The organism is Oceanococcus sp. HetDA_MAG_MS8, from assembly GCA_019192445.1.
In the GTDB taxonomy this organism is placed as follows: Bacteria; Pseudomonadota; Gammaproteobacteria; order Nevskiales; family Oceanococcaceae; genus MS8.
Window position 1 is genome coordinate 44652 of the sequence record JAHCMK010000012.1, and the last position, 24564, is coordinate 69215.

The following is a 24564-nucleotide window of genomic DNA, read 5'->3' on the forward strand; positions in this document are numbered from 1 at the left end:
GGTCTTATTGCTGCACCGCAGCAGAGTCGTTAGCGTTGAATTCCCATCAACCAGTGGTCATCAGCCAGGCTTGGTTGTCGCCATGAGCGTACTGAATCTCCGCTACCTATTAAATCCTCAGTCCGTTGCGTTAATCGGAGCCTCCACGCGTAGCAATTCTGTCGGCAATGTGGTGATGAAGAACCTGCTGGATGCTGGTTTTCACGGCCCTATACTGCCAGTGAACCCCAAGGCTCGAACCGTGCGTGGGGTACTTGCTTATCCGGATATTGCCTCCTTGCCTGTAGCCCCGGATCTCGGTGTCATTTGCACTCCCGCAGCTAGTGTTCCAAAGATCATTCACGATCTTGGTGCGCGTGGAGCGCGAGCAGCAGTGATTATCTCATCGGGCTTCAACGAGACCGTGGATGGCATATCGCTACAGCAAAAAACATTAGACGCAGCGCAAGCCTATGGACTACGAATACTGGGGCCGAACTGTGTGGGCCTGCTTGTCGCTGGTATCGGATTAAACGCCAGCTTTGCTCATACCCATGCTCTAGATGGGCGTTTGGCCTTGCTGTCTCAATCCGGCGCCCTGTGCACCACAATTCTGGACTGGGCCCAAGCCCGAGGGATCGGCTTTTCCCATTGCATTTCTATGGGTGATATGGGAGACGTCGATTTCGGTGATCTGATTGATTATCTCGGCAGCGACCCTAAAACCTCCGCCATCTTGATGTACGTCGAATCGGTGGTGGCCGCGCGGAAATTCATCTCCGCGGCAAGAGCAACCTCCAGGAACAAAAAGATCATCGTGATCAAGTCCGGGCGATATGCCGAGGGTGCGCGCGCGGCGGCTTCACATACGGGTGCCATGGCTGGAGATGACGCTGTTTTCGACGCAGCCATCCGGCGCTCAGGAATGCTTCGTGTGCTTGGCATCGATGAGTTGTTCGCGGCGGCTGAAACGCTTGCACATGGCCGTCACGTCACGGGCAAACGCTTGGCTATTGTGACCAACGGTGGAGGAACGGGTGTACTTGCAACTGATCAACTCATTGCCCATGAAGGCATTCTGGCCGAGCTCAGCTCGGAGACCCAGTCCGCGTTAAATGAGGTACTGCCGGCAAGCTGGTCCCATGCCAACCCCGTCGACATTATCGGCGACGGGGATGCGGAACGCTACGCGCGAACCCTGCGCATCTTGTTCCAAGACCCCAACTACGACGTGATTTTGGTGATGCTGGTGCCTTCGGCAGTTATCGATAATGCCAGGGTCGCAGAAGCAGTTGCGGAGGAACTTACCCAAACCTCTAAGCCTGTACTCACCTGCTGGATGGGGGATTCGGCAGTTGCCAAAGCAAGGCAGATCTTCAGAGCACGAAAAATTCCCACCTATGACACGCCCGAGCTTGCCGTCAAAGCGTTCATGCATATGCATGACTACGAGCTGAATCAAAGGTCATTGCTTGAAACTCCGGCTTCGGCTCCTGAGGAGTTTCATGTCGACCCGGATGGTGTTGGTGCCGTCATCAACGCTGCACTCAATGAAGACCGCGAACTACTCACCGAAGTCGAAGCCAAGGACGTCTTGGCAAAGTACGCCGTGAACACTGTCACCACCCAGGTTGCTCATTCCCCAGCTGAGGCCGTGCGCATAGCCAAACACATTGGTTTTCCAATCGCTCTGAAGATTCTCTCCAAAGACATCACCCACAAGTCGGATGTGGGCGGTGTGCTGCTAGGGATTGAATCCGCGGCTGTTCTAGAGGCCTCCGCAGAAGGAATGCTCACCAGGATTAAGCAATGCCAGCCCGATGCTTCTGTAGAAGGTTTCGCAGTGCAGCCTATGATCTCTAGACCGAAGGCCTACGAACTCATACTCGGCGTACACACTGACCCCATATTCGGCCCAGTGATTCTCTTCGGTGAGGGCGGTACTGCAGTTGAAGTAATCAAGGATCGAGCCATTGCACTGCCCCCGCTTAACCAGGCTTTGGCGCGCCAGCTCATCCAACGAACGCGAATCAGTAAACTTCTTGCCGGCTACCGAGGTACCCAGCCCGTAGCCTTAACCGATATCGAGTTAACTCTGGTCAAACTCTCGCATCTTGTCGCCAACCACCCAGAAATCATTGAGCTCGACATCAACCCTCTGCTGGCTGATGAAGATGGCGTGCTCGCACTAGACGCAAGGATTCGTGTCGCACCTGCAGCTTTGAGCGGAAGCCAACGCTTTGCGATCCGTCCTTACCCTAAAGAGCTCGAGGAAACTGTAGAGATTGACGGTGAAGCACTCCTACTGCGTCCCATCCGTCCCGAGGATGAGCCAGCGCACAAAGTGTTCATTGACAAGCTCTCCTTCGAGGACCTGTATTTTCGCTTCTTCCGCGCAGTCGGCGACTTATCTCATGATCAATTGGCCCGGTTTACCCAAATTGATTACGCGCGTGAGATGGCCTTCATTGCTACCCGCCACACCCATACTGGAGAGGAAACCTTGGGTGTGGTCCGCGCTGTAGCCAATGCCGACAATACCGATGCAGAGTTCGCCCTCATCGTGCGCTCCGATTTTCAGGGTCGAGACCTAGGACGAGCCTTGCTGGAAAAGATGATCCGATACTGTAAAGAACACGGTATCGAGAGGCTCTGTGGCCAAGCATTGTCATCCAAACAGGCGATGATCCATCTGGCGAAAGACCTCGGGTTTTCGGTGATACGCAGCGACCACAGCGATGGTGTTGAGCTTGAACTCATACTCGGTCAATAGCCTCACGAGAACTACGGCAAGGCTGTACTTCAATCGTTCTCTGAGCCAATCAACAGCAAGCACTGCGTCTGACTGCTAGGCTAGCAATGCTTTGCCTCAGCCACTTTTGGGCGGAGGCAGCGACGAGGCATGCGGATGCAGAGCTTTCATTGCCCCACATGTGGGGGCCGTGTTTTTTTCGACAATCTCCATTGTAGCTGTGGGCAGGGCTTGTACTTCGACCCCGACCAGCAGCTGTTCCACACCCAGGGCGAGCCCTGCTCTAACCGCACCACCTTGGCCTGTAACTGGCAGGCTGCCATGGGTCAGGACCTATGCGCGAGCTGCATGCTGACAAGCGTGCACCCGGACCTCACAGTGGCGGATAACAACGCGCTCTGGGCTTTGGCCGAAGGGTCAAAGCGTCGCGTACTTGCCGGGCTTTATCGCTGGGGTTGGTTCAGCCACGCCGATGGTGGATCAAGGCCCGAGTTTCATATGCTCTCGGAAGCCACTGCGAGCGGCCCCACTCAGGTCAGCATGGGGCATCAGTCTGGGGTAGTGACCATCAATCTGGCCGAATGTGACGCGACCGAACGGGTCCGCCGCCGCGAGAATCTGGGCGAAAGCTATCGCACCATGGTGGGCCATTTTCGCCATGAGATCGCCCATTTTCTCTATGAGCGTCTGTGCGAGTACTCCGGCTTTACAAACGCCTTTGCGGCACTCTTCGGAGATGTCAGCCTGGACTATGCCCTTGCCTTAAACCAGCATTATCAGCAAGGTCCGCAAGCCGGCTGGGAGCAGCACTACATTTCTTCCTACGCGTCCTCTCACCCCCATGAAGACTGGGCGGAAAGCGCCGCGCATGCCCTGCATCTTGTCGACCTCGTCGACAGCTTTCACGCCACCTCCCTGGCATCAGCGGGCGACGATACCGGTTATGACGCGTATGCCGACACCCATACCGAGAAACTCCTGCAAAGGGGCTTAGAGCTCGGCATTGCCTTCAATCATGTGAGTCGCGGCATGGGCCTGACCGACTTATACCCCTTTGTGACACCTCCGCAGGTGCGCGACAAACTCCATTTCGCGCATCAGTGGCTGAGTCTTGCTAGGTTTGACCAAACCGTCTAAGGCTGGCTCCACGGCCATTCCGCTCACCAGTAATCAGGGTGATCCAGCGCCGCTGCACACTGGCTTGTTCCCCGCAGCGGCGGCCAGGGCAGCACCCCATCGAGAGATTGCCCCAGCCAGCCATGCGGTTGTTGCAAGCGATGCGGGGGCTGCGCTTGCTCGGCGCTGATGGCCGCGAAGCCTACGCGCTGATAGTAGGCCGGGTCGCCGTAGGTAAGAACGACATCCACACCAGCGTCGCGCAGCATACTCAGGCCTGCGTTGATAAGAGCCTGCCCGAAGCCCTGCCCCTGTTTCTGCGGCAATACGGCCATGGGAGACAGTAGGAAAACGCTGCGCGAATCCTCACTGAAAGCCATGCGCGAGAACACCACAGCGGCAACCACCTCATCGTCAACATAACCGGCGCAGCAATGAATGTCCGCTTTGGAGCCGCTGAGTAGCTCCTGCACCAGAGCCGCAATCAGGGCACCTTCTTGCGCCCCTTCGGAATGGGTAAATGCTTGTTTAAAAACATCCACAAAGGCTGCACCAGGGTGTTGTAAGGGCGTTTGAGTACGCATGGTTGTCGCGAGCCAGGCCAATCACCAAAGGCTTCAGTGTAAGCCCCCGCATCCTTGAGTAAAGGCGCACCTGAGCCACACCCCCCGCGTGAATAACCTGCATATACTGCGGGCTCCCGAGGAGACACGGACACCTGCATGCAGGTGCATTCGCCATGATGGCCAAACCCCAAACCGCAGCCTGCCGATTGACATACTGCGCCGCATTGCTCTGCGCGCTGTTTGCCCCAGCGCAGGCCCAAGACCCTGCCTACCCTTCACCGGAATGGACGGCCCGCGAGCTGCAGAACTATCAAACTGCTCTGAGCGCCGTCGGCGAGCAACTGGCACAGCCGCCATTCATGCAGCGCTGGCTGGAGCAATCTTTGGCCAACATTGCCAGCTTCAGCCAGCGCGCGCTAACCGACCCCAGCTGGCTGCTGGCGAGCAGCCCACCACTACAATCGAGTATTACGGCGGCGCTCAGCGGTGACCCTGTAGCGGCGGTGGCGACCCTGGCACAGCAACTCAGCGCAGATCCTCTGGCCTTGGTGAGCCTGTCCCTGAACTCCCCCCTGACTCCTTTGTGTACCACCTGGGCTCTACCGTGTACGGGTGACCCCTTTCGCTATCCAGGGGTCGATGATTTTTATAGTGCAGAAGCGGAGGTGGAGCCCGTTGTCTTCTACGATCGGGACTGTGCGCGTTTGAGTGGCCGGTTATGGCGGCCCATAGGCTCGGCTGAGCAGAGCCGTCCCGGCGTGGTCATCATGAATGGCTCTGTACAAGCACCAGAGACTTTGTATTGGTGGGCGGCACAAGCCATGGTCCGGGCCGGATATAGCGTGCTCAGCTTCGATCCCCGTGGCCAAGGCCGCTCCGATATGCAGGCTCCCAATGGGGGCCAGGGAACCAACATCAATCTCGCCGTGTTTTGGGAGGGTCTCGTCGACGCCATCGACTTCTTCCGCAGCAGCCCGGAGCGCCCCTATCCCCATGCTGCAAGCTGCGCTAGCACCACAGCCACCGTCACACAGCCATACAACCCCCACCATCAAACTTTGGATCTGCAGCGGTTGGGTATTGTTGGCCACTCCGCCGGAGCCATCGGTGTTTCCGTGGTGCAGAGTTATGGAGCACCGGGTGCCCAGGCTTGGCCCGGCACCATGGATTCAACAAATCCCGTCGACGCCGTGGTCGCCTGGGATGGCTGGCTGGGCCCGGAAAGTACTCAGGTTGGCGGGGCCATTGGTGCGGGCTATGACTATCTTCCCGAACCGCTACGCCAAGTACTGCTCGACCTCGTCGTTGCCCGCGAATTACCGCCCATCGTTCCGCAGCTTCCGACCATGGGCCAGGCTAGCGAATATGGATTGGCACCACTGCCTTTTCTGGCGCCACCACAACGCGATCAACATTTAGAAGCGTTTGCCAGCTGGCAAAGAGCAGGCATTCCGGCTTTCCAGTTCACCATTGCAGGCAGCACCCATTTCGAATGGTCATTACTGCCAGGCTTTCCCGCAAGCTCTTGGTGTCCTGAAGTGGTCGCTGGCCAGTGCCAAGGTGGCTGGGGCCGGCCTATGGCCGAACACTACACCCTGGCATGGTTGGACCGCTGGCTGAAAAGACCCGGAGAAGGCGGTTTTATCAATGCTGATGAACGATTACTCGCCCACCAGAATCAGCACACAGAATTCGCTGAGCGCCTCAGCGTGTATTACGACTCGGCCTGGGCTTTTACTCAACGCGATGGTGTTACGCGAAGCTGTACAGATCTTCGCCGAGATTGTGCGAGCACCACGGTAGCAGCAATCCAACCAAGTAGTGCTCAAGCCCGCCAGGCATTGAGCCATGCCGGTGGCCAGCTTTCATGGATGAATCTCCTCAGCCTATTTCTTATCTGGGCCGCTACAGCTCATCGGCGGCGATCCCAGCATCCGTCTTCAGGAAAATAACTGTTATGTCCGTGTCTCCTACTCTTGCGGCTCAGCAATGGCCCACCATTCGTGGCATGACCACCGGTTTATTGCTGTCTTGGCTACCTGCTCCCATCAAGCACCGGTTGTTTGATCCCACGGCGACGCAGCGGCAAATCGTGCCCCCATGCAGTCGGTCGTTGGTCGACCAGTACCTAGCCTGGTCCGGAGCCGACCCCGAACGCTATGCGCATACGCTACCGGCACATTTTTTTAGTAAATATGGGCTGGAGCTGGTGTCCCGGCTGTGTGGCTTGGCACCCGTTAATATGCTGCAAGTCGTCAATCAAGGCTGTCGGTTCCGGGTATATTCGCTGATTCCCCGAGATGTCCCCATTCATTTGAGCGGCCGCTTAGTGGACTGCAGTGATCAGGGTTCCAGGGTGCGCGTGCACACGCAGGTTCAGGTCGGCTGGGAGGAGCAGCCTCAGGCCATGAGCGTTGATATCTATGCGGCCGTGCTGCGTGGAAGGTCGCCTCGCGCAAAGAAACAAGCCCAGCAAGCTGCCTCTGCGCAAAACTTTCGTCAGGTGGGCCATTGGTCTGCCGACCGTGCCGACGGCCAGCGCTTCTTCTACCTCACCGGCGACTTCAACCCCATTCATACGGTGTGGCCGCTGGCGCGACGCAGCAAGTTCGGCGGGTGCATCCTCCACGGTTTTGGCACCCTCGCTCGGAGCTGGGAATGTGTGCAGGCTGACGGTAGCCAGATCAGCGATGCCGATCTGCGCTTTGTCAAACCCAACCTATTACCCCAGCCCCGCCTCAATGTGGAACTGGCCACCCAAGACTCCACCACGACGATGCGCGTCGTTGACCCCCAAGGCGCGGTGTACTTAGCTGGCCAAATCAAGCGCGAGGGAGCCTCCCAATGACGGCCTATGCCCATGTCCCTCCCACCAATCGGCCAGTCATCGTCGACGCTGTGCGAACACCTTTTTTGCACTCCGGCGGCGTGTTCGCGCGCTACCGCCACCATGAACTCGCAGCGCTGCCATTACGCGCCCTCTTGCAACGCTACCCGGGGCTAGATCAACAGGTGGAGCTGCTGACCGTCGGCGCCGTTGTACAAGAACTGGAAACAACGAACATCGCCCGCGAAGCCGGCCTCAATGCAGGTTTAGCAGCACGCATACCGGCATACAGCGTGTCCATGGCGGGCGTCTCTCCGGCGGTGGGTTTTGCACACATCTGCGACATGATTGCTCTGGGCCGTATTCAGGTAGGCCTAGCCGGCGGAAGTGAGAACTTTTCTGACCTGCCTATACGCTTGAAGCGCAAGGTCCGTCAGCGCGCTGTCAAACTCGCCTTCGCCCGCAATGGCAAAGACAAGCTACGCGCTGTGGCTGGACTCTGGCCATGGGACTTATTACCCGAGGTTCCTTCCAGTAAAGATCTGAGTACTGGACTCACAATGGGCGCGGCCTGTGAGGCCATGGTGAAGCGGTTCGGCGTGAGCCGCGAAGCCGCAGATGCCTTTGCACTACGCAGTCATCTCAACGCCTGTGCAGCCTGGGATGCCGGCCACTACACCGACGAAGTCATCGCCGTCGATGACCGTGCCGGAGCTGCGGTCGGTTGCGACGACGGCATGCGCCGCGATACTTCCGCCCAGAAGTTGGCGCAGCTCAAGCCCGCATTCTCCTCTGATGGTGTGGTCACAGCCGGAAACGCATCAGGCATCACCGACGGTGCAGGAGCGCAGCTGTTGATGAGCCGACAACGAGCCCAGGAGCTAGGAACCCAACCCTTGGCTGAGGTGGTGGATTACCAACTCGTAGGCGTCAACGACTTACACACCGAAATGCTGCTGGGCCCTGCTATGGCCATCCCCCGCTTATTGGCTCGGCATCAGCTACAGATGAACGACATCCATGTATTTGAGCTGCACGAAGCCTTTGCGGCCCAGGTCCTGTGTAACCAAAAGGCTCTCGCCGACACCAGCTTCGCCCAAGAGGAACTGGGATTAAGCCAAGCGACCGGAGCTATTCCCGAAGATCGCCTCAACTGCTGGGGTGGTTCCGTGGCTTTGGGCAACCCCTTTGCCGGCACGGGTACTCGCCTGCTGAGTACGGCAGCGCGACGGCTGCGCGCCAGCGGGGGGCGTTATGCCCTCACCGCCACCTGTGCCGGCGGCGGGCTGGGCGCGGCCATCCTTCTGGCCAACCCCGATCACTCCTAAAAACGCTAGGACAATGAGGGCTGCGCGCGTGGCGGCCGAGGAATCAAGACCGGAGTGCGGGCTTTGTAGGCCTCGTAATCGGCCTGCCCTCCCCAACGGTCGTCGGCGCGCTGCTCCAGCATGGGAATACCACTCACTTTGATGAGCAAAAAGGCCACGAATACGGGCGACAGCCAGCCTAGCCATAACCAACCGCTCATGACCGGCGTCGCGATCATGGCCACGCCCACCCACAAGGTGATCTCGCCGAAATAATTGGGGTGACGGGACCAGCGCCAGAGACCGACATCGATGAATCGGCCTTTATTGGCAGGGTTGGCCTTAAATGCAGACTTTTGCCAGTCTGCAACGGCCTCGAACGCAAACCCGAGCAGCCATACTCCCAGCCCCAGGACCTCGAGGAGCCCAGGCGCCTGGGTTGGTTGCACACTCATCGCAATCAGCGCTGCGAAGAGCGTTAAAAAGACCCATAGTCCTTGCAGTGTCCAGGCCACCAAGAAGCGCAAAAAGTGCGGCTTAATATCGTCAAAACGACCATCTTTTCCATCCTGACGGATTCGCTTGAATAAGAAGCTCCCCAGGCGCAAGGCCCAGATCAGAACCAGTCCTAGCAGCAGTGCTGTGCGCCAATCGGCCTCTGCGCTCAGCCGCATACCAGCGGCTAACGCAATGACGCTGATATAGGTTGCACTCCCGGTGAGGTCGTAATAATGCTCAGTTTGCGCCCAATACGATGGCAAGAAAACCAGCCACTGCACGCCAAAAGCAAGCAGGGCCAGCATCGGTAGTAAAGGCTGCCCTAACAGGCTGAGGCTACCTGGCGAAACAATATGCGCCAGTGCCAAACCGATCCCGGTGGCGACCAGAATCACCACAATGCTTTGTAGTTGGGCTTTCATTGTCTTGCTCTTACTCCTGCAAGCCATGCCCGCGACCGGGGCTTCTGGCCAATACTAGAAATCCAGCCGCCGCGGGCCAGCGGCGCTACTGTGGATAGGGTCGCCACTCTATGCTGCTTATTCGCACGGAATCCAGCATTGGAGGCGAAGGCCTGGCTTACTGGCCACCAGTTCGTTCATCGCGCCGCCAACCCTCGCTTAGGTTTTCAGCCTGCGGTGTGGCGCCACACCCTTGCACACTTGCGCCGTGCAGACCACTCTATGACTCTCGTCTACGCCAGCCTCAAGCCATCAATCTTCTGGCTTTTCCCCATCGAGCATGCACACCATCTTCCAAGCTCAAGACATCAACGAAGCCCATATTGTGGCCGGCATGCTCGAGGCCGAGGGCATTAGCGCGCATGTCTGCGGGCATTATTTGCAAGGCGGTGTGGGGGAGCTTGCAGGCTTAGATTTCGCCCAGGTTCAGGTAGACATCCAAGATCGTGATCGTGCCCAGGTTATTGTGCAGATCTACCAAGGCGCAACCGAGACTCCACCCCCCTCGCCCACCGCGCTGTGGCCCGAGCTGCGATTCACGCTCACCCTGGTCGGTATAGGCGCATTGCTGATATTTGGGCTAAGTTGGCTACTCTACGGCAATGCCTAACCGCGCCAATCGCGCTGCATTTCCAAATAAGTAAACGAAGCCGACCAGGTAATCAATAACAAGCCTGCCAAGGCCTCGGTGCCCACCAAAAAACGAATGGGCCCATGGGGTACAAGGTCACCAAAGCCGAGGGTGGTATAGGTTGTGGCCGATAAATACACCGCATCCAATAGCTCCAAGCGCTCTACTCCATGAATCAGGCCCAAACTGGGCATCCAATTCACGGCGTATATCCCCACGCCGAAGATCCAAATTTCCACCACATGTAACAACACCAAGGTGATCATCACCACCAACACGCGGGTGCGCGGCGGCAACTGGCGCCAGCGCGGCAGCAGTACATTGACCCTGGCCAGCACTTCGTAGTGCATGACGACGACGGCCATCACCAAGGCGAAGGTCAGCAGCACTGCTAGCCAATGAGGTGCGGAGGCGAAGGCCGAAAGCATCACAGGTGAGGACTCCATGGCGACTTAGCTTAGCGCTGATGGCTCGGCGACGCTGGCTATCCTTTAGCGGATCATCCCCAAAGCGAAGCTACTCGCGAGCGCGGCGCTGCATAAATCGCTGTGCATACTCGCGAGATTTATTCAGAGCCGCCTGAGGTAGGTTCACACTCTGCATCGACAGTCATTCACAGACTCAGTCTTTATGATGGGTACTGGCCTGACTTTTCGACTGTAATGCCATGGCCCTTTTGGTGGTCTACTTTTTCTTGGCCGTAGGCGTGTCTTTCCTATGCTCCATCTTAGAAGCGGTGCTGCTATCGGTGACTCCCGCCCATCTGGCGGTGATGGTGGAGTGTGGTTCCGCTTCTGGGCATCTGCTCAGACGACTCAAGCAGGATATTGACCGACCTCTATCCGCCATTCTCAGCCTCAATACCATCGCTCATACCTTCGGCGCCGCGGGCATCGGAGCTCAGGCTCAAGTGGTGTTCGGCACTGCTTGGCTCAGTGTGGTCTCAGCGGCGGTGACGCTGGCGATTCTCATCTTCTCGGAAATTATTCCCAAAACCATTGGCGCGGTTTACAGCAAACAACTGGCCGGCTTCACTGCACAGAGCTGCCGCTTACTCATCATTGCGCTTTGGCCCTTGGTCGTTTTATCCAAACGCCTCACCAACCTACTCCGGCCAGAGGCTCCGACGCCTAGCATTAGCCGTGAAGAGTTCCGCGCTTTGGCACAAACCGGTAGTCAGGAAGGTGTGTTGGCTCCTGAAGAAGCCAAGATCTTTCTCAACCTCATCCGCTTTAGCGCGCTACGTGTGCAAGATGTGATGACCCCGCGTGTTGTGGTGGTCAAGTGGCCAGAGGAGATCAGCCTGCAAGAACTGATGAGCACTGACCAGCCACTGACCTTTTCACGCTATCCGGTGTATGCCGGGCACGACGAAGATATTCGCGGCTACGTACTCAAAGCCGACATCATGCTCAGACTCGCCCAGGGGGACAGCCGAGCCACGCTGAAAGAGTTAACCCGCCCCGTGATGTTCGTTCCCGAGGGCATTTCCCTAAGAGCCCTTTTCAGCGAGCTGCTGAGCCGCCGCGAGCATTTTGCCGTCGTCGTGGATGAGTATGGAGGCTTGTGCGGGGTGGTCACCATGGAGGATGTGATGGAAACACTGCTAGGCGTGGAAATCATCGATGAAAGCGACGCCGTGGAAGACCTCCGCAAAGCCGCCCGCGAAAGCTGGACCAAGCGGGCCCACAAACTCGGCCTGTCTCTACCCGACTCCCCAGGCGCCAGCTAAGCATCGAGCTTGCATCGCAGCCACAGAAAAGCCGGCGTGTACCGCCGAAGGCGGCGCGAGCCCGCTAGACAATGGCGCCCACAAAAAAGCCGGCACAAAGGCCGGCTTTTTCTTCAATCCTGGCTCCCGAGGACGCGGCTCGATGAAGCGGCCACGGACGGCCGATTCACACGGACGCGTAGCGGACGCCCGGAGGGCGCCGGCCAGGACGGCCGGCGTGTACCGCCGAAGGCGGCGCGAGCCCGCTAGACAATGGCGCCCACAAAAAAGCCGGCACAAAGGCCGGCTTTTTCTTCAATCCTGGCTCCCGAGGACGGGCTCGAACCGCCGACCCGGTGATTAACAGTCACCTGCTCTACCAACTGAGCTACTCGGGAATTGAAGCGCGCATTATAGCAGCAAGATGCCTGCTAGGTGCAAGGCATCCAGCAAAGTTTTTTATGCCGAAAGCACCTTGTGCAAACGTTCTAGGGACTGGTCCAGCAGGTCTTGACTCGTGGCGAAGCTGAGGCGCATGTGGTTGGGTGTACCAAAGGCGGACCCAGGCACCAAAGCGACTTCGGCACGCTCCAGGAGCAACTCACCTAAAGCAACATCATCGGCGCAGCCCATAGTCTGCATTGCCCCCGAGAAATCGGGGAACGCATAGAAGGTCCCGTCGGAGGCAATGCACTCCACGCCTGGCAGACTGTTCAGCCCTGCCACCACTTTGTCGTGCCGCTGCTTGAAGGCTTCTAGCATCATCTGCACACAATCCTGAGGGCCGCTCAAAGCTTCCACCGCTGCCGCTTGTGAAATTGAGCAAGGGTTGGAGGTACTTTGCGACTGGATTTTGGCCATGGCTTTGATAAGGGCTACAGGCCCTGCCGCATAACCAATGCGCCAGCCAGTCATGGAATAGGCTTTACTCACTCCATGCAGCACGATGGTGCGCTCCAACAAATCGGGCGCAGCCATCACAATGTTGGCAAAAGGCTCATCCGCCCAGAGGATGGCTTCGTACATATCGTCAGTAGCGATCCACACCTGTGGGTGCAAACGGAGCACATCGGCTAATGCTTCAAGTTCAGCCCGCGTGTAGGCCTTGCCCGAAGGGTTGGATGGGCTGTTAAGCACCAGCAGCCGAGTCTTTGGCGTGATGGCTGCGGCGAGCTGTTCAGGTGTGATCTTGAAATCATGCGCCTGCGTGGTTGGCAGCACCATAGGTTCGGCATCCGCCAGCAACACCATGTCGGGGTAGCTCACCCAATATGGAGCAGGAATCAACACTTCGTCGCCTTTATTCAACATAGCCTGAGCCAGATTGAAAAAGCTTTGCTTACCGCCGCAACTGACCAAAATTTGGTCTGGAGTGAAATCGATGTGATTGTCGCGCGCAAACTTGTCGCACACGGCCTGCTTGAGCGCCGGCGTTCCACCGACAGCAGTATATTTAGTCTGCCCGGCATCGATGGCTTTCACCGCAGCTGCTTTGATGTGATCCGGCGTGTCAAAATCAGGCTCACCGGCCCCCAGACCAATCACATCGCGGCCAGCAGCGCGCATTTCGGCAGCGCGAGCGGTCACCGCCAAGGTTGGCGAAGGTTTAATGCGATTGACGCGAGCAGACAGGGCAAGTGTCACGGGCAAATCCAATGGTGTCGAATGTCACCTCATAGTTTAGTGCGAGCAGCAAAGTCATGACGGAATCGGCAAACCCAGACCGCTTTGAGCTGGTCGCAGAATGGGCTCCAGCAGGGGATCAACCCAATGCCATCAAAGGCATGGTGAACGGGCTGAACGACGGCCTCACCCACCAAACCCTCCTCGGAGTAACCGGATCGGGAAAAACTTACTCTATTGCCAATGTGATCGCCGAAGTGCAGCGTCCTGCGCTGATCATGGCGCCGAACAAGACCTTGGCTGCGCAGCTGTATGGGGAGTTCAAAGAGTTTTTCCCCCATAACGCTGTGGAGTATTTCGTGTCTTACTACGACTACTACCAGCCCGAGGCTTACGTTCCCTCATCCGACACCTTCATTGAGAAGGACTCCTCGGTGAATGATCACATCGAACAGATGCGACTCTCCGCAACCAAGTCCATTCTGACCCGCCGCGACACCATCATTGTGGCATCGGTGTCGGCCATCTACGGCCTGGGTGACCCTGAAAGCTACTTCCAAATGGTGCTGCACATTCGCACCGGGGAACGCCTGAAGCAACGTGAACTACTCGCTCAACTCACCAATCTGCAGTACACCCGCAATGACATCGCCCTGGCCCGCGGTACCTTCCGGGTGCGTGGCGATGTGGTGGATATTTTCCCAGCGGAAGCAGAAGCCGAGGCCGTGCGCGTAGAGCTCTTTGACGACGAGATTGACAGCATCGCCCTATTCGACCCGCTCACCGGCCAGATCAAACGCCGCGTGCCCCGCTTCACCGTATTCCCCAAAACGCATTACGTGTCCACGCGCCAGCGTCAGGAAGACATGCTGGAGAATATTAAAGTCGAACTCCAGGAGCGCATAGCCAGCTTCCAAAAAGACGGCAAGCTACTCGAAGCTCAGCGGATTGAGCAGCGCACCAACTTCGACCTGGAGATGATCCAAGAGTTGGGTTATTGCAACGGCATCGAAAACTACTCCCGCTATTTGAGTGGCCGTGCACCGGGCGAAGCTCCGCCCTGCTTGCTCGATTATCTCCCTGCGGACGCCATCTTCATTGCCGACGAATCTCATGTGACCATTCCCCAGATTGGCGCCATGTACAAGGGGGACCGCTCACGCAAGGAGACCCTGGTTCAATATGGCTTCCGCTTGCCATCAGCGCTCGATAACCGCCCTCTCAAATTTGAGGAGTTCGAGAGACTCACTGCACAAACCATATTTGTGTCTGCCACCCCCGGCCCGTATGAAGCAGCAAATGCCGGCCAGGTGGTCGAACAGGTGGTGCGCCCCACCGGCTTGGTCGATCCCATTGTCGATATCCGCCCAGTGACGGGCCAAGTAGATGACTTGCTCGGCGAGATTCGCATTCGCAGCGATAAAGGCGAACGGGTGTTGGTCACAACACTCACCAAGCGCATGGCCGAACAACTCACCGACTACCTGCATGAAAACGGTGTCAAAGTACGCTACCTGCACTCAGATATCGATACGGTTGAGCGCGCCGAAATCATTCGCGACCTTCGGCTAGGCGTATTTGATGTCGTTGTTGGCATCAACTTGTTACGCGAGGGCCTAGACATTCCAGAAGTGTCATTGGTAGCCGTACTCGATGCCGACAAAGAAGGCTTTCTTCGCTCTGACCGCTCACTCATCCAAACAATTGGCCGGGCGGCGCGTAACCTCAATGGTCGCGCCATTCTCTACGCCGACGAAATCACGGGATCCATGCGGCGCGCGCTTGATGAAACTGAGCGACGCCGGCAAAAGCAGCTGGACTTCAATGAGGAACACGGCATTACGCCCAAGGGCATCGTCAAAGCCATCCAAGATGTGATGCACGCTGGCTACGAAGATGTTGAAGGCCAAGAGGCGGTTGCCGAGGAAGCCGCGCGCTACCAGACCATGCCGCCTGCCAAGCTCGCCAAGCTGCTAAAAGGTCTAGAGAAAGAAATGCTGGACGCTGCTCAGAACCTAGAATTTGAAAAGGCCGCGGCCAAACGCGATGAGATCGCCAAGGTCCGTGAACTGGCATTACATCGGGCCTGAGCACAAACCCCTTGCAGCTTTTGCCCCGGCTCAGTACAATGCTCGGCTTGCCAACGCAGGCGCGTAGCTCAGCTGGTTAGAGCACCACCTTGACATGGTGGGGGTCGTTGGTTCGAATCCAATCGCGCCTACCACCCAAAAATTATTGACTCATCAATAACTTGGGTGAAAAATTGAATAGACGGCAGACAGGGGAATCCCTCCCTTGTTCCAATCTGGAGACAGTCAATGTCATCTATTCAAAAACGTGAAAACGGTACCTACACGGTTCGCATCCGCCGAAAAGGACGCAATATCAGCAAAACTTTCCGCTCGAAGAAAGACGCTCTGCAGTGGGCGAGAGAGCAGGAAACCAAGCTAGACAAAGAAGCGTTGGACCACGTCACACGGCCAACAGGCGGCATATCGGTCGCAGAGATGATGCGAATGTACATCGATGCCCGCCATGAAGACCTTTCGCCATCTACGCTCGGATACTACGAAAGTGAGCTAGCACGCCTGGAGACAACAAAACTAGGAAAAATGCCGATACAGGCAGCGACCGAGAGCGACATACGCGCACACATGAAGGCGTGGCGAAATGCAGGCAACAGAGACGGAACAGTTCGCCGGAAACTCAGCCTGATTAAAGGCATGTACGCATGGGCACTCGACCACGGATACGAAATACCGAACGCAGTGCGGCGCATCAAGCTACCGAGCGACACGCGCAGGGTCATGCGCTGGGACGATAGCTCAGTTCAGAAGCTACGAGAAGCTGACGCCCACATGCAGCGGAAGAACAAAAACCCGTGGATTGGACCTGCGTTCGAGCTGGCACTAACGACCCCCCTTCGTCGCGGAGACATTACAAACATACTGCTCGAAGACGTGCACCTGGAAGAGCGGAGAATACACCTGCGGAACACAAAACCCGGAAAGCCCCGCGATGTATGGCTGACAGAAGAAGCGGCGACCATCGTTCAGAAGGTCATGAAGCTGGACAGAGAGCCGGGAGAAAAGCGCCTATTTGCGTGCAACAAGGATGCGTTTAAGAGCGCTTGGCGGCGACGCAAAGAACTCGCAGGCGTACGGCAAACATTCCACGACACCAAGGCTGAGGCAATCTCCAAAGCGTGCGAGAAGGGGCTGCCACTTGCAGAGCTCAAAGAGTATTCGGGGAACAGCGACCATCGCTCCCTAGAACACTACATGCGAGCACGGGACGCCAAACAGATGTTGAACAAGCTCAACCAGCAGACGCGTCCGAGCCTGGGATAAGAGTGTCAGCCAGCGTACGGGGGCCGTCCTGCTTGGGCGGCCACGGACCTGTATCGTGGTTGACTACATGACCTTTGTAATTGCACGAGGGGCCCAAGTCGGTCGAGACGCAGTGGGACAGCGGTATGCGAACTTGCCTGCCGCTTCTCAACTCAATGAAAGCAACGCCCCTGCCCTGGGTCAAGTCACCCGCGTACCCCGCAAGACGGTACTTTGCCTGCTCATCATTCTCACGCGCGGCGGGCTTGAAAGTAACAACAGAATCAGCGGAAGGCTCAGGGGTTGGAACAGGCTCAGGCGGTGGAGAAGCCGGAGCATCCTCGGTGATGACTGGAGAGAAGACACCCGGAGCGCTGCGAAAGTCTTGCACCTCAACAACTGGCGCAGCTTCATCACCCGAAAAAATGTTCTTGACCATGCCGCAGGACACAGGCAAAAGCAGCAAGGCGAGACCGGACATGATTATTTTGGGACTCTTCCATATCGTGGAACGCTTGTCAGTGGACATCTCAATACCAGCCGCGTTCGACTTGGATTGGGTATGCGACTTGTAAAGAGAAAATACCTCCTTTTTGTACTTTAGAAATGACTGCTGAACGAACTGCGTTTTTGGACCACGCTGGCCGGTAACGCACCCAAAGTATTGAGCAACATTGCAGCCACTGCGAATGCCGAGCGCCGTTGGCTTTTGCATGATGTATGTATGCTCGATAAGCTGGCGAGCGAATGCGGCAAGCTGGCCACAATCCTGAGTGATGAAAGCAATTTCGGTAGAAAAGCCGTCCTCGCCGACGCGGTGGCGATGCTCAGCCAAAAAGCTCTTGTTATCCTCCGGAACGATATTCGTTTTCATGCCGGACGGCCACAAGCGCCAAAGCTCATCCAGGACAACAACAGCACCAGGAGGGCAAGCCTCTTGCAGGGTCTTTCGCGGGGATGCCTCAAAAACGAACTCAGAAATATCTAGCTCATGAATAACGGCATCAGGATATTTCTTGCGAATCTCGGAATGGTTAAGCGGTATATTTGTACATACGGGACGACCGGCCTCAAGCGCTGGGAGGATGACATAAGCGACAGCGCTATAAGACTTGCCAGAACCGGGCAAACCGACGTAAGCCGTAATACTCATTAGAATTTATTTCCGGGTAGAAGCTCGGATATTCCTATCCAAAAAGCAATTAAAATACAGACGAAAAGCACTGGGAAGAATGGAATCATTGCGCTACCCGATAAGCGGAATACGACGCAGAATAAAACGAGCGCCAAGAGCAGCAAAGATGATTGCAAAACCTTGAGGAACCAAAAAAACCTCGGATATGTAAGTCACACCCGCCGGGAATTTTGGAAGACTCGTTATATTTGCAATGAAATCCGGCACCGGGATAGCTTCAACCAGCGTTGCAGCTACGGACAGAAATGTATCGGCGATTGCATCCTTCAGCCATTCGAGCGCAGCAGCAAGAGCGTTAAAGAGTGCTTCAAAAGCGCCGCGAATCTTTTCCCATATTCCGTTAAATAGCCGACCCATACTACGCCCTCAGAAAAACAAGCAAGCCGAGAAATGACCAAATGGCGAGCATGTATGTAGCAAGAATTGGCCGAGCCTGGTCTAAATAAACGCAATGACCGTCAACAGTTCGCGTAGTACCAAAAAACTGGAGGTCAAGTGTAAATGTTGGACATTGCGAATCACCAAAAAAGTGAGAATCAATACCTGATAGCGCCTCCACAATGGGGGCAGACTGAATGCGAGATACAGCGGAAGATGCTGAGGCTTCAAGGTCAGGAGCCGACTTGTCAAAAGTTATTGAAGCAGAATCACCTTCAAAGCTGCCCACGCATTCGGGGTCTTTCAGGTCGCAAGTACCCTCGCCGGTTCCATCACCTTCACTAAGATTAGTGCCGCCACAATACTGAATAGGGTCAAAGGTCTTGCCAACCGCGCGAGATACAAAGACGTCGTCCGGCGTGTTTGGAAAACCATCATCGCCCTTGAACCAGAAATATTGGCAAAAAAAGTCCTCTTGCGGAGGGTCAGCGCAATAATCAAAATAACGCTCATCCGCCTGTGCGACCGTCAGAACCTCGCAATTGGCCTGCTCATTGCAGTTCTCAACAAGCTGCGTGAACTCCAGAGAAGAATTGTCGGCACCGTTACCGTTGTACTGAGCACAACCCGATTGCGTCGGGTACGGCGGCTCAGGGCGACTCATGGACATATACCCGTGAAGGTTGCCGTTCACCGTTGTGTTGTTGTCGGGATTGATGCCGCCACCGGTGCCGGGGTCTGGCGTAGGGGAAGGCGTCGGGGTCGGTGTAGGGGTTGGCGTTGGCGTGGGGGTGGGCTCGGGCTCAGTATTGAAGTCGGTGCATCGCGCCTGCCCAACCTGTGACGTGTCGAACTGAAGACAGCCTGTAGGCATAGGAAGCGCATGAACTGTCCATGACCTGTTAACCCCAGCAGAGCGACAAACAAACGTTTCCGAGTAAAACGGATTAATGAGAGCGCGCCTGTCCGATACAGAACCGCTACTATATGTGCAGCCCTGGGGATAGTTCTGAGATACATACGACTCATAGCCAGACATGGCGGATGAAAGCGAATCGCCAAGAATATTTGCAGAAGGTTCGCCGAGGGATGCGCTGCCCTGCCTAAAAATAAGGTAATAAAGGGACATACCGCCGGTGTACCCTTGCGACCGATAAAAGTTTGAAGCGTTATCAGCGCCGGTATAGGATGAAACAGGATTGTCGTACCAGTCGAAAGACGCGTTACCAGCGCCCGGCGGGTCCAAGACCTGAGCGAAAGCTGACGGGGATAACGCTAGCGCAAGCGCGACATAACAATATGCCCGCAACCGGTGCCGAGACAGAAGAATGCGAGTAACCAAAGCTGTTCCATAATGTTTTTTGGAGTGGATTAAACCGAGGGGGGCGCAAGCGCCCCCGACGGATGCACATTAGATGTGCTTGACGAGGCCAACAACCTTTTTGCCACCGGACCAAGCCAGGTTAAACCCGACAATACCCAGGAACACTGCGGCAATACCGGCAACAGCGTCAGCGTAGTCAATTGCAGCGAGAATCGATGTGTAATCCATTTCGAAAACTCCAATATGGCCGTGATAATCGGAGGACCCATGAATTGGCCAGACTCATAAACCCCATGAAGAAGCGGTATCACCAATGCTTTGTTAAATTCACAATTGAAGACCCGAGTATGCTTATCACGTGAAACATGACGACAAGCACAAAACCAGAACCAAAGAACTGGGCAATGACAACGGGGTCAATCTGCGAAAACTCAAACTGTGCAGCAGCGTCAACAAGAACTGATGTGTCAAACCACTGGCCATTTTCACAAGTAGGCACAGTGCGATTATCAGGGTTAAAAATAGAACCGTTGACGTTTATTCGCGCTTCGTCAGCGCCGTCAAGGTTGCACAGATAAACAAGCATTAATGCGCTCCAGGCCCGTTATTTGACAGGGACCAGGCGAGGAGCAAAAGACAGGCGGCCACGGCGGTCAACATAAAAAGACTCCGGCGCAACGTCGTACATTCCCACCGCAAATGGCTCCGTCTGACCCTTAGGCAACATCACCTGGAAAGGGGTCGGATACTTTTCGGTGCCGTGCAGGTAGGCATCCTGGAGGGAAAACGAATATGTGCCGCGATCGTTCTGGCCACTAATCGTTTTGGCTTCGGGGTTCGTAATTTCAATTTTCATAAGGGTTCTCATTTATTGAGCCTGCCGCTTTGGCTCGGGTTCAAAGTTTGCGGCAAAAAAGTCAACGGGTTTACCGTCTACAAGTAGGGTATCTACCCCCGCTGGTAATTCGCACCGAACAACCTCTCGTTGAACGGCGCTCCAATCTCCATTGTTCAAAAGCGTGATTGCATGCAGGGAGCGACCGCACTGCCTGCGTGCATGCTCTACCATTCGTGCATAAGTTTTTTGGCGAACTATTCGCGTGGTTTTAATTGGGGTGGCATTTTCAGACACACCGGAAAAGTATGCGTACGCCCCGGATAGGTAGCGCGCAGGGTTTGAAACAAGCTCAAAAGGAAGCTCCCGACCTGTGGAGCGCTTGAACTCTATTTCGCAACGAACCCAAGGCGAGGTGGGGTCTTTAAGTTGCCGGCCTTTCTCGTAGATACGACAGAACTTGCCACCGGAACGGCTGCCTACGTATAAGGTCTTTCCGTCACCTGAACCAAGATCGTCTATAAGGCGCGCGGAGGGCTTTCGGCCACGACCAGAAACGAAGTCGTCAGTTTTAAGCGCATCCAGGGCGGATTGGATATTGAAAACCTTACCCTCATGGTCATCTACGGCGACGTCAACACGCGATAGCCGGGCGCAGACACGCTCCAGGTTTTTGGCAAGTTCAGAGAGTGGTGCGTCATCGGTCAAAATGCGGCAACCGTCACCCGTAATTGAGACGTATACAGAGCCACGTTGAGAAGCCCCGCCGACCGCGAGAACACCCACACAGACATTTCGCGCATAGAGCTCGTATGAGAACAAATACCCAAGCTGACCACCCTTTTTCGGCATCATTGAGACTGGGACGCCAAAAACGGAACTTACGACCTCAACCGCCGCACCGGCGAATACGCCAGCGGCTCCAACCTGGTCACGCTCAGTGGGATACTCAAACCAGCTATCACCATCGCACGCGTTTTCATCAGTCGGCAGGGTGAAAGCGAGCCAGTCCACAAAAGCGGAAAGGGGGTTAGAATTTAGGCCCGTATTACTAAACGGGCCAGCTTCGGAAGCGTCGCAAGAATCTTCCGCGACCGACTCCGAGAGATTGGCTGAACAAGAAGAAAGCGGACGTGGCGAACCAGCGTCCTGAATAGCTTCCTCGTTATTTTCCACCCCGTGGCAGGGGGTGCAATTAATGTTTTTCATAAAAAACCTCGTACTGTCACAAACCGGTATCACGGCTTGATATTCACCGAGCGGCGGACAGCTACCGAGCCCTCTGGGAGCTGGTCAAAGCGAAAGTGTCGAGCGCACAAAGGGTCATCTACGACCGAGCCAGATGCGTCGAGATAGCCGCCGGGAGCCTTGATTAAGTAGACAGCGTCAGGCGCTGCTACAGGCTTTAGCTGATCAAGAACGGATGCGACGGCATCATTTGCGCGCGCTAAGGAATCAAAATGCCGCGCACGGTTCAGGTGTTCGCTTCTCTTCGATGGGTCGCGCTTTGCACGTGCGCAGAGTTCTTCGTAACAGTCGTAAAGTCGTGTCGTATCAGTTCGAACACCAGATAAGAAAGCCATTGCGTGAAACCGTTTTCATGTGTGCAATGACGGTATCTACCCTCGCGACGTTTTTACGCTGAGACTGCGACGCAACATGCGCGACGTCGCCTACGGCGTCTTTCGCGCATCTGTTGCTAACGAAAAGCACATACGCAAACAAAAGCAGGCAGGCTATTCGTAGTACAGCGCGTGCAAGTCGTGCATATGCAAATGCCGATACTGGTCCGAAACTTGGCCATACGCGCGCCAGGAGCGCTCAACAGGACGCTGCACGAGTTCGCCCCGGACGTCGACATAAAAAGTGGGAAGACGCTCTACATCGACGTCGAAAGACTTGAGAATTCCGCGCTGCGTCGACGCTATATACACATAATCTAGCTCAGAGCGCTGCAAGGGAATCACATAGCGCGAGAGCTTGTTGAGAATGCGCGCACGCGTGATAGTCGATTGCTGCTGTTCAATCGCAATAAGCCGAGCGGCCGACCCCTTACCCAGGACCACAATAGCGTCAGGCCGCACCTCCTCTTGCGGATTTAAGTCGTAGCGGTACAGCTCGGGAGAGCGCGGGCCAACCAAACGGACGGAATGACCAATGCGGTGATACTCAACACAGATACGCATTGCAGCATGCATTGCAAGAATGTCATGAGTCGCTATCCCGCCTGGACCGCGATAAGCCAAGCAATCAACACCACGCGAGTGGGCATATTCAAGAAGCGTCTTAGTCGGAATGTACTGCGCGTATGCAGTAGACGACGCTTTTTCAAGGAAGCCAGCGCGGACAAGACGGCGCAAAGACTCCTGCGCGCTCGAAAGCGTGCCGCCGAAAAACTGTCGGTAAAGAGCAGGCGTGATAGAACCGGCGTGAAAACACATATTGGCAACGTTCATGCGCTTACGCTCTGCAATGTCGTGCGTGTTCTCCCCGTTCATGACTGAAGCTCAGGAAAAGCGCTCGCAAAAACTGGCGAGTCGAATCCGTATTCGTCTAAAACACGCTGAACAGCCCTGGGGTAAATATCAGAAAACGAAGGCTCAGCAGCACAATCAAAAGAAAAATGCTCGGTTACCTCTTTACCGTTTTGAAGCGCATGCCGAATCCATACATCAAAACCCGCAACAGAAGGCGAACAATGATAAGAGATGGTTTTGGTTAAGACGCGTTGTTGATTTGACATTGTTGATACTCATAAATGGAGCAGCGTTGTTGCTGCACAAGTACGGTATCTACCCTGAAATATAAAACGACGCCGAACCGCGAGGAGCAAGCACACCCCGAGCAATGTGTACAGTACATTTTGGTACACGTGTATCAGATACATTTTGGTACACCTGTACAGAAATACACAGATACGAAGAAACAAAAAGTGCAGCGCACTAGCCGCAACTAGCACACGAAAAAAACGAAGATGGGTTTTTGCCCCCTCGCCGTCGGAGACAAACCCTGTTTGGGGGTGCAACGCATCCTGAGCGGCTGCGCAGCACAGCTCAGGACGAGGGAGGCCGAGGCGTGGAAAATTTGGGGGCGCAGGGGACCCCGGAATTTTACGCGCCGGGAGCCGTCAAGAAATTTTGGGGCGCAGGGGACCCCGGAATTTTGCGACGGCGTGCCGAGCGAAGCCCTCAAAGAGGGTTTGTCGCCGAAGGCGAGGGGGCAGCAAGCGTAGCGCGCAGGCGAAGCCGAAGCCGCAAAACGTCGATATATCGGCGTTTGGAGCTGGTAGCGAAGGCGCACTGCGCCGCAGCGGCTCTCGGCACGTCAGTACGGGGCCGCAACAGGAAAAACACCGCAATGGAGGCCCCCACAACAGGAGCCAAAACAGGAAAAACAGGGGGTAAACGCGCTTAAAAAATTCGCGGCACATATTCGTTTTCCCTCCAGGATGCCTACCTGCACGGCACCGAAAAGCATCCGACATCGAGACTCAGCAGACACCATCAATCTTTTTTTGAGGCTTTTCAAAGAGTTGTGGACACACCCGCTACAGGGTACTATCACCCCTCGTGTGCCAATATGGAGACACTCCAAAACCACCCAACGCGAGAAAAAGCGCGAATATTTTTCTTTTTTAACCCTATGAAGCCCCTTCGCCGCCTATTATCAATGACTTACAAACGCCCATGAATTCGTTGGGCGGCTCCCTTCTTGACATGGTGGGGGTCGTTGGTTCGAGTCCAATCGCGCCTACCAAATACTTAAATGCCTCCCTTTGCGGAGGCATTTTCGTTTGTACGGGAAAGACTCGCACCAACAACTGCGTCGTTGGTTGCCAGGGCCATCCATGGCCCTGGCCCTTCGGGCTCCCTGCGGTCGCGTAAATGGGCCATCCTGGCCCATTTGTCGAGTCCAATCGCGCCTACCAAACACTTGAATGCCTCCCTTTGCGGAGGCATTTTCGTTTGTACGGGAGGGACTCGCACCAACAACTGCGTCGTTGGTTGCCAGGGCCATCCATGGCCCTGGCCC

22 protein-coding genes and 2 tRNA genes are annotated in these 24564 nt (G+C 55.9%); 11 read left to right on the forward strand and 13 right to left on the reverse strand.

The annotated features are described in order from the left end of the window. Positions 1-82 precede the first annotated feature (82 nt). Together KI787_15130 and KI787_15135 are read left to right on the forward strand one after the other, a co-directional pair. Entirely contained in the window at positions 83-2752 is a 2670-nt protein-coding gene (locus KI787_15130) for a GNAT family N-acetyltransferase (protein ID MBV6631288.1), read from the forward strand. A 135-nt stretch (positions 2753-2887) separates the two neighbouring features. Further along, positions 2888-3868 (forward strand): putative zinc-binding metallopeptidase, encoded by a 981-nt coding sequence (locus KI787_15135; protein ID MBV6631289.1) that lies wholly within the window; start codon positions 2888-2890, stop codon positions 3866-3868. A gap of 23 nt (positions 3869-3891) precedes the next feature. Here KI787_15135 and KI787_15140 read toward each other — a convergent pair whose 3' ends face one another. Beyond that, positions 3892-4431, reverse strand: coding sequence for a GNAT family N-acetyltransferase (locus tag KI787_15140; GenBank protein ID MBV6631290.1), 540 nt, complete (start codon positions 4429-4431; stop codon positions 3892-3894). Between the two features lie 155 nt (positions 4432-4586). Here KI787_15140 and KI787_15145 point away from each other — a divergent pair, with 155 nt between their 5' ends. The 3 genes from KI787_15145 to KI787_15155 are packed head-to-tail and all read left to right on the forward strand — an operon-like array spanning position 4587 to position 8568. Further along, a complete protein-coding gene (locus KI787_15145) occupies positions 4587-6365 on the forward strand; it encodes a hypothetical protein (GenBank protein ID MBV6631291.1) in 1779 nt (592 codons plus the stop codon). 5 nt (positions 6366-6370) lie between these two features. Beyond that, positions 6371-7261, forward strand: coding sequence for a hypothetical protein (locus KI787_15150; protein MBV6631292.1), 891 nt, complete (start codon positions 6371-6373; stop codon positions 7259-7261). Further along, positions 7258-8568 carry a thiolase family protein gene (locus KI787_15155; protein MBV6631293.1) on the forward strand — a complete coding sequence of 437 codons (1311 nt, stop codon included), beginning with the start codon at positions 7258-7260 and terminating at the stop codon, positions 8566-8568. Before KI787_15150 ends, KI787_15155 begins: the two co-directional genes overlap by 4 nt. 5 nt (positions 8569-8573) lie before the next feature. On the opposite strand, the gene KI787_15160 is transcribed toward KI787_15155, so the two are convergent. Next, entirely contained in the window at positions 8574-9467 is an 894-nt protein-coding gene (locus KI787_15160; GenBank protein MBV6631294.1) for a DUF1295 domain-containing protein, read from the reverse strand. Positions 9468-9786: 319 nt separating this feature from the next. On the opposite strand from KI787_15160, the gene KI787_15165 reads away from it, so the two are divergent. Then, on the forward strand, positions 9787-10116 hold the full coding sequence (locus KI787_15165) for a DUF2007 domain-containing protein (GenBank protein MBV6631295.1): 330 nt from the start codon (positions 9787-9789) through the stop codon (positions 10114-10116). Here KI787_15165 and KI787_15170 read toward each other — a convergent pair. Continuing rightward, the gene (locus KI787_15170) at positions 10113-10565 is read right to left on the reverse strand and encodes a two pore domain potassium channel family protein (protein MBV6631296.1); all 453 of its coding nucleotides are present in this window, start codon (positions 10563-10565) and stop codon (positions 10113-10115) included. The genes KI787_15165 and KI787_15170 overlap by 4 nt on opposite strands. A 239-nt stretch (positions 10566-10804) precedes the next feature. Here KI787_15170 and KI787_15175 point away from each other — a divergent pair, with 239 nt between their 5' ends. After that, positions 10805-11869, forward strand: coding sequence for an HlyC/CorC family transporter (locus KI787_15175; protein ID MBV6631297.1), 1065 nt, complete (start codon positions 10805-10807; stop codon positions 11867-11869). Positions 11870-12170: 301 nt separating this feature from the next. On the opposite strand, the gene KI787_15180 is transcribed toward KI787_15175, so the two are convergent. After that, positions 12171-12246, reverse strand: a tRNA-Asn gene (locus tag KI787_15180). A 61-nt stretch (positions 12247-12307) separates the two neighbouring features. Further along, the gene (locus KI787_15185) at positions 12308-13492 is read right to left on the reverse strand and encodes a pyridoxal phosphate-dependent aminotransferase (GenBank protein ID MBV6631298.1); all 1185 of its coding nucleotides are present in this window, start codon (positions 13490-13492) and stop codon (positions 12308-12310) included. A 56-nt stretch (positions 13493-13548) separates the two neighbouring features. Between KI787_15185 and uvrB the strand changes: the two genes are divergently transcribed. The 3 genes from uvrB to KI787_15200 all read left to right on the forward strand — a co-directional run bounded on the left by uvrB (position 13549) and on the right by KI787_15200 (position 16821). After that, entirely contained in the window at positions 13549-15561 is a 2013-nt protein-coding gene (gene uvrB, locus KI787_15190; protein ID MBV6631299.1) for an excinuclease ABC subunit UvrB, read from the forward strand. 57 nt (positions 15562-15618) lie between these two features. Continuing rightward, positions 15619-15695 (forward strand) — tRNA-Val (locus KI787_15195). Between the two features lie 94 nt (positions 15696-15789). Next, positions 15790-16821 carry a tyrosine-type recombinase/integrase gene (locus KI787_15200; GenBank protein MBV6631300.1) on the forward strand — a complete coding sequence of 344 codons (1032 nt, stop codon included), beginning with the start codon at positions 15790-15792 and terminating at the stop codon, positions 16819-16821. Here the strand turns inward: KI787_15200 and KI787_15205 are convergent. The 8 genes from KI787_15205 to KI787_15240 form a co-directional block, all read right to left on the reverse strand. Then, positions 16790-17953, reverse strand: coding sequence for a hypothetical protein (locus tag KI787_15205; GenBank protein MBV6631301.1), 1164 nt, complete (start codon positions 17951-17953; stop codon positions 16790-16792). The genes KI787_15200 and KI787_15205 overlap by 32 nt on opposite strands. A gap of 93 nt (positions 17954-18046) precedes the next feature. Beyond that, positions 18047-18352: a hypothetical protein gene (locus KI787_15210; GenBank protein MBV6631302.1), complete on the reverse strand. Its 306-nt coding sequence runs from the start codon at positions 18350-18352 to the stop codon at positions 18047-18049. A 1-nt stretch (position 18353) separates the two neighbouring features. Further along, positions 18354-19619 (reverse strand): hypothetical protein, encoded by a 1266-nt coding sequence (locus KI787_15215; GenBank protein ID MBV6631303.1) that lies wholly within the window; start codon positions 19617-19619, stop codon positions 18354-18356. Between the two features lie 165 nt (positions 19620-19784). Further along, the gene (locus KI787_15220; protein ID MBV6631304.1) at positions 19785-19925 is read right to left on the reverse strand and encodes a hypothetical protein; all 141 of its coding nucleotides are present in this window, start codon (positions 19923-19925) and stop codon (positions 19785-19787) included. 79 nt (positions 19926-20004) lie between these two features. Next, complete coding sequence (locus KI787_15225; protein MBV6631305.1) at positions 20005-20283, reverse strand: hypothetical protein; 279 nt, start codon at positions 20281-20283, stop codon at positions 20005-20007. An 18-nt stretch (positions 20284-20301) separates the two neighbouring features. Then, complete coding sequence (locus tag KI787_15230; GenBank protein MBV6631306.1) at positions 20302-20553, reverse strand: hypothetical protein; 252 nt, start codon at positions 20551-20553, stop codon at positions 20302-20304. A 12-nt stretch (positions 20554-20565) separates the two neighbouring features. Next, positions 20566-21741 (reverse strand): replication initiation factor domain-containing protein, encoded by a 1176-nt coding sequence (locus KI787_15235; GenBank protein ID MBV6631307.1) that lies wholly within the window; start codon positions 21739-21741, stop codon positions 20566-20568. Between the two features lie 527 nt (positions 21742-22268). Then, the gene (locus KI787_15240) at positions 22269-22988 is read right to left on the reverse strand and encodes a hypothetical protein (protein ID MBV6631308.1); all 720 of its coding nucleotides are present in this window, start codon (positions 22986-22988) and stop codon (positions 22269-22271) included. Here KI787_15240 and KI787_15245 point away from each other — a divergent pair. Continuing rightward, entirely contained in the window at positions 22987-23340 is a 354-nt protein-coding gene (locus KI787_15245) for a hypothetical protein (GenBank protein ID MBV6631309.1), read from the forward strand. The two genes, KI787_15240 and KI787_15245, sit on opposite strands and share 2 nt — an antisense overlap. Positions 23341-24564 lie beyond the last annotated feature (1224 nt).

Excerpts from the sequence above, each read along its gene's own strand:
- KI787_15225 (MBV6631305.1), bottom strand. The coding sequence starts at position 20,283 with ATGCTTGTTTATCTGTGCAACCTTGACGGCGCTGACGAAGCGCGAATA.
- KI787_15205 (MBV6631301.1), bottom strand. The coding sequence starts at position 17,953 with ATGAGTATTACGGCTTACGTCGGTTTGCCCGGTTCTGGCAAGTCTTAT.
- KI787_15200 (MBV6631300.1), top strand. The coding sequence starts at position 15,790 with ATGTCATCTATTCAAAAACGTGAAAACGGTACCTACACGGTTCGCATC.
- KI787_15175 (MBV6631297.1), top strand. The coding sequence starts at position 10,805 with ATGGCCCTTTTGGTGGTCTACTTTTTCTTGGCCGTAGGCGTGTCTTTC.
- KI787_15135 (MBV6631289.1), top strand. The coding sequence starts at position 2,888 with ATGCAGAGCTTTCATTGCCCCACATGTGGGGGCCGTGTTTTTTTCGAC.
- KI787_15160 (MBV6631294.1), bottom strand. The coding sequence starts at position 9,467 with ATGAAAGCCCAACTACAAAGCATTGTGGTGATTCTGGTCGCCACCGGG.
- KI787_15170 (MBV6631296.1), bottom strand. The coding sequence starts at position 10,565 with ATGCTTTCGGCCTTCGCCTCCGCACCTCATTGGCTAGCAGTGCTGCTG.
- KI787_15240 (MBV6631308.1), bottom strand. The coding sequence starts at position 22,988 with ATGAACGTTGCCAATATGTGTTTTCACGCCGGTTCTATCACGCCTGCT.
- KI787_15155 (MBV6631293.1), top strand. The coding sequence starts at position 7,258 with ATGACGGCCTATGCCCATGTCCCTCCCACCAATCGGCCAGTCATCGTC.
- KI787_15210 (MBV6631302.1), bottom strand. The coding sequence starts at position 18,352 with ATGGGTCGGCTATTTAACGGAATATGGGAAAAGATTCGCGGCGCTTTT.
- KI787_15220 (MBV6631304.1), bottom strand. The coding sequence starts at position 19,925 with ATGGATTACACATCGATTCTCGCTGCAATTGACTACGCTGACGCTGTT.
- uvrB (MBV6631299.1), top strand. The coding sequence starts at position 13,549 with ATGACGGAATCGGCAAACCCAGACCGCTTTGAGCTGGTCGCAGAATGG.
- KI787_15140 (MBV6631290.1), bottom strand. The coding sequence starts at position 4,431 with ATGCGTACTCAAACGCCCTTACAACACCCTGGTGCAGCCTTTGTGGAT.
- KI787_15230 (MBV6631306.1), bottom strand. The coding sequence starts at position 20,553 with ATGAAAATTGAAATTACGAACCCCGAAGCCAAAACGATTAGTGGCCAG.
- KI787_15235 (MBV6631307.1), bottom strand. The coding sequence starts at position 21,741 with ATGAAAAACATTAATTGCACCCCCTGCCACGGGGTGGAAAATAACGAG.
- KI787_15130 (MBV6631288.1), top strand. The coding sequence starts at position 83 with ATGAGCGTACTGAATCTCCGCTACCTATTAAATCCTCAGTCCGTTGCG.
- KI787_15165 (MBV6631295.1), top strand. The coding sequence starts at position 9,787 with ATGCACACCATCTTCCAAGCTCAAGACATCAACGAAGCCCATATTGTG.
- KI787_15145 (MBV6631291.1), top strand. The coding sequence starts at position 4,587 with ATGATGGCCAAACCCCAAACCGCAGCCTGCCGATTGACATACTGCGCC.
- KI787_15150 (MBV6631292.1), top strand. The coding sequence starts at position 6,371 with ATGTCCGTGTCTCCTACTCTTGCGGCTCAGCAATGGCCCACCATTCGT.
- KI787_15245 (MBV6631309.1), top strand. The coding sequence starts at position 22,987 with ATGCGCTTACGCTCTGCAATGTCGTGCGTGTTCTCCCCGTTCATGACT.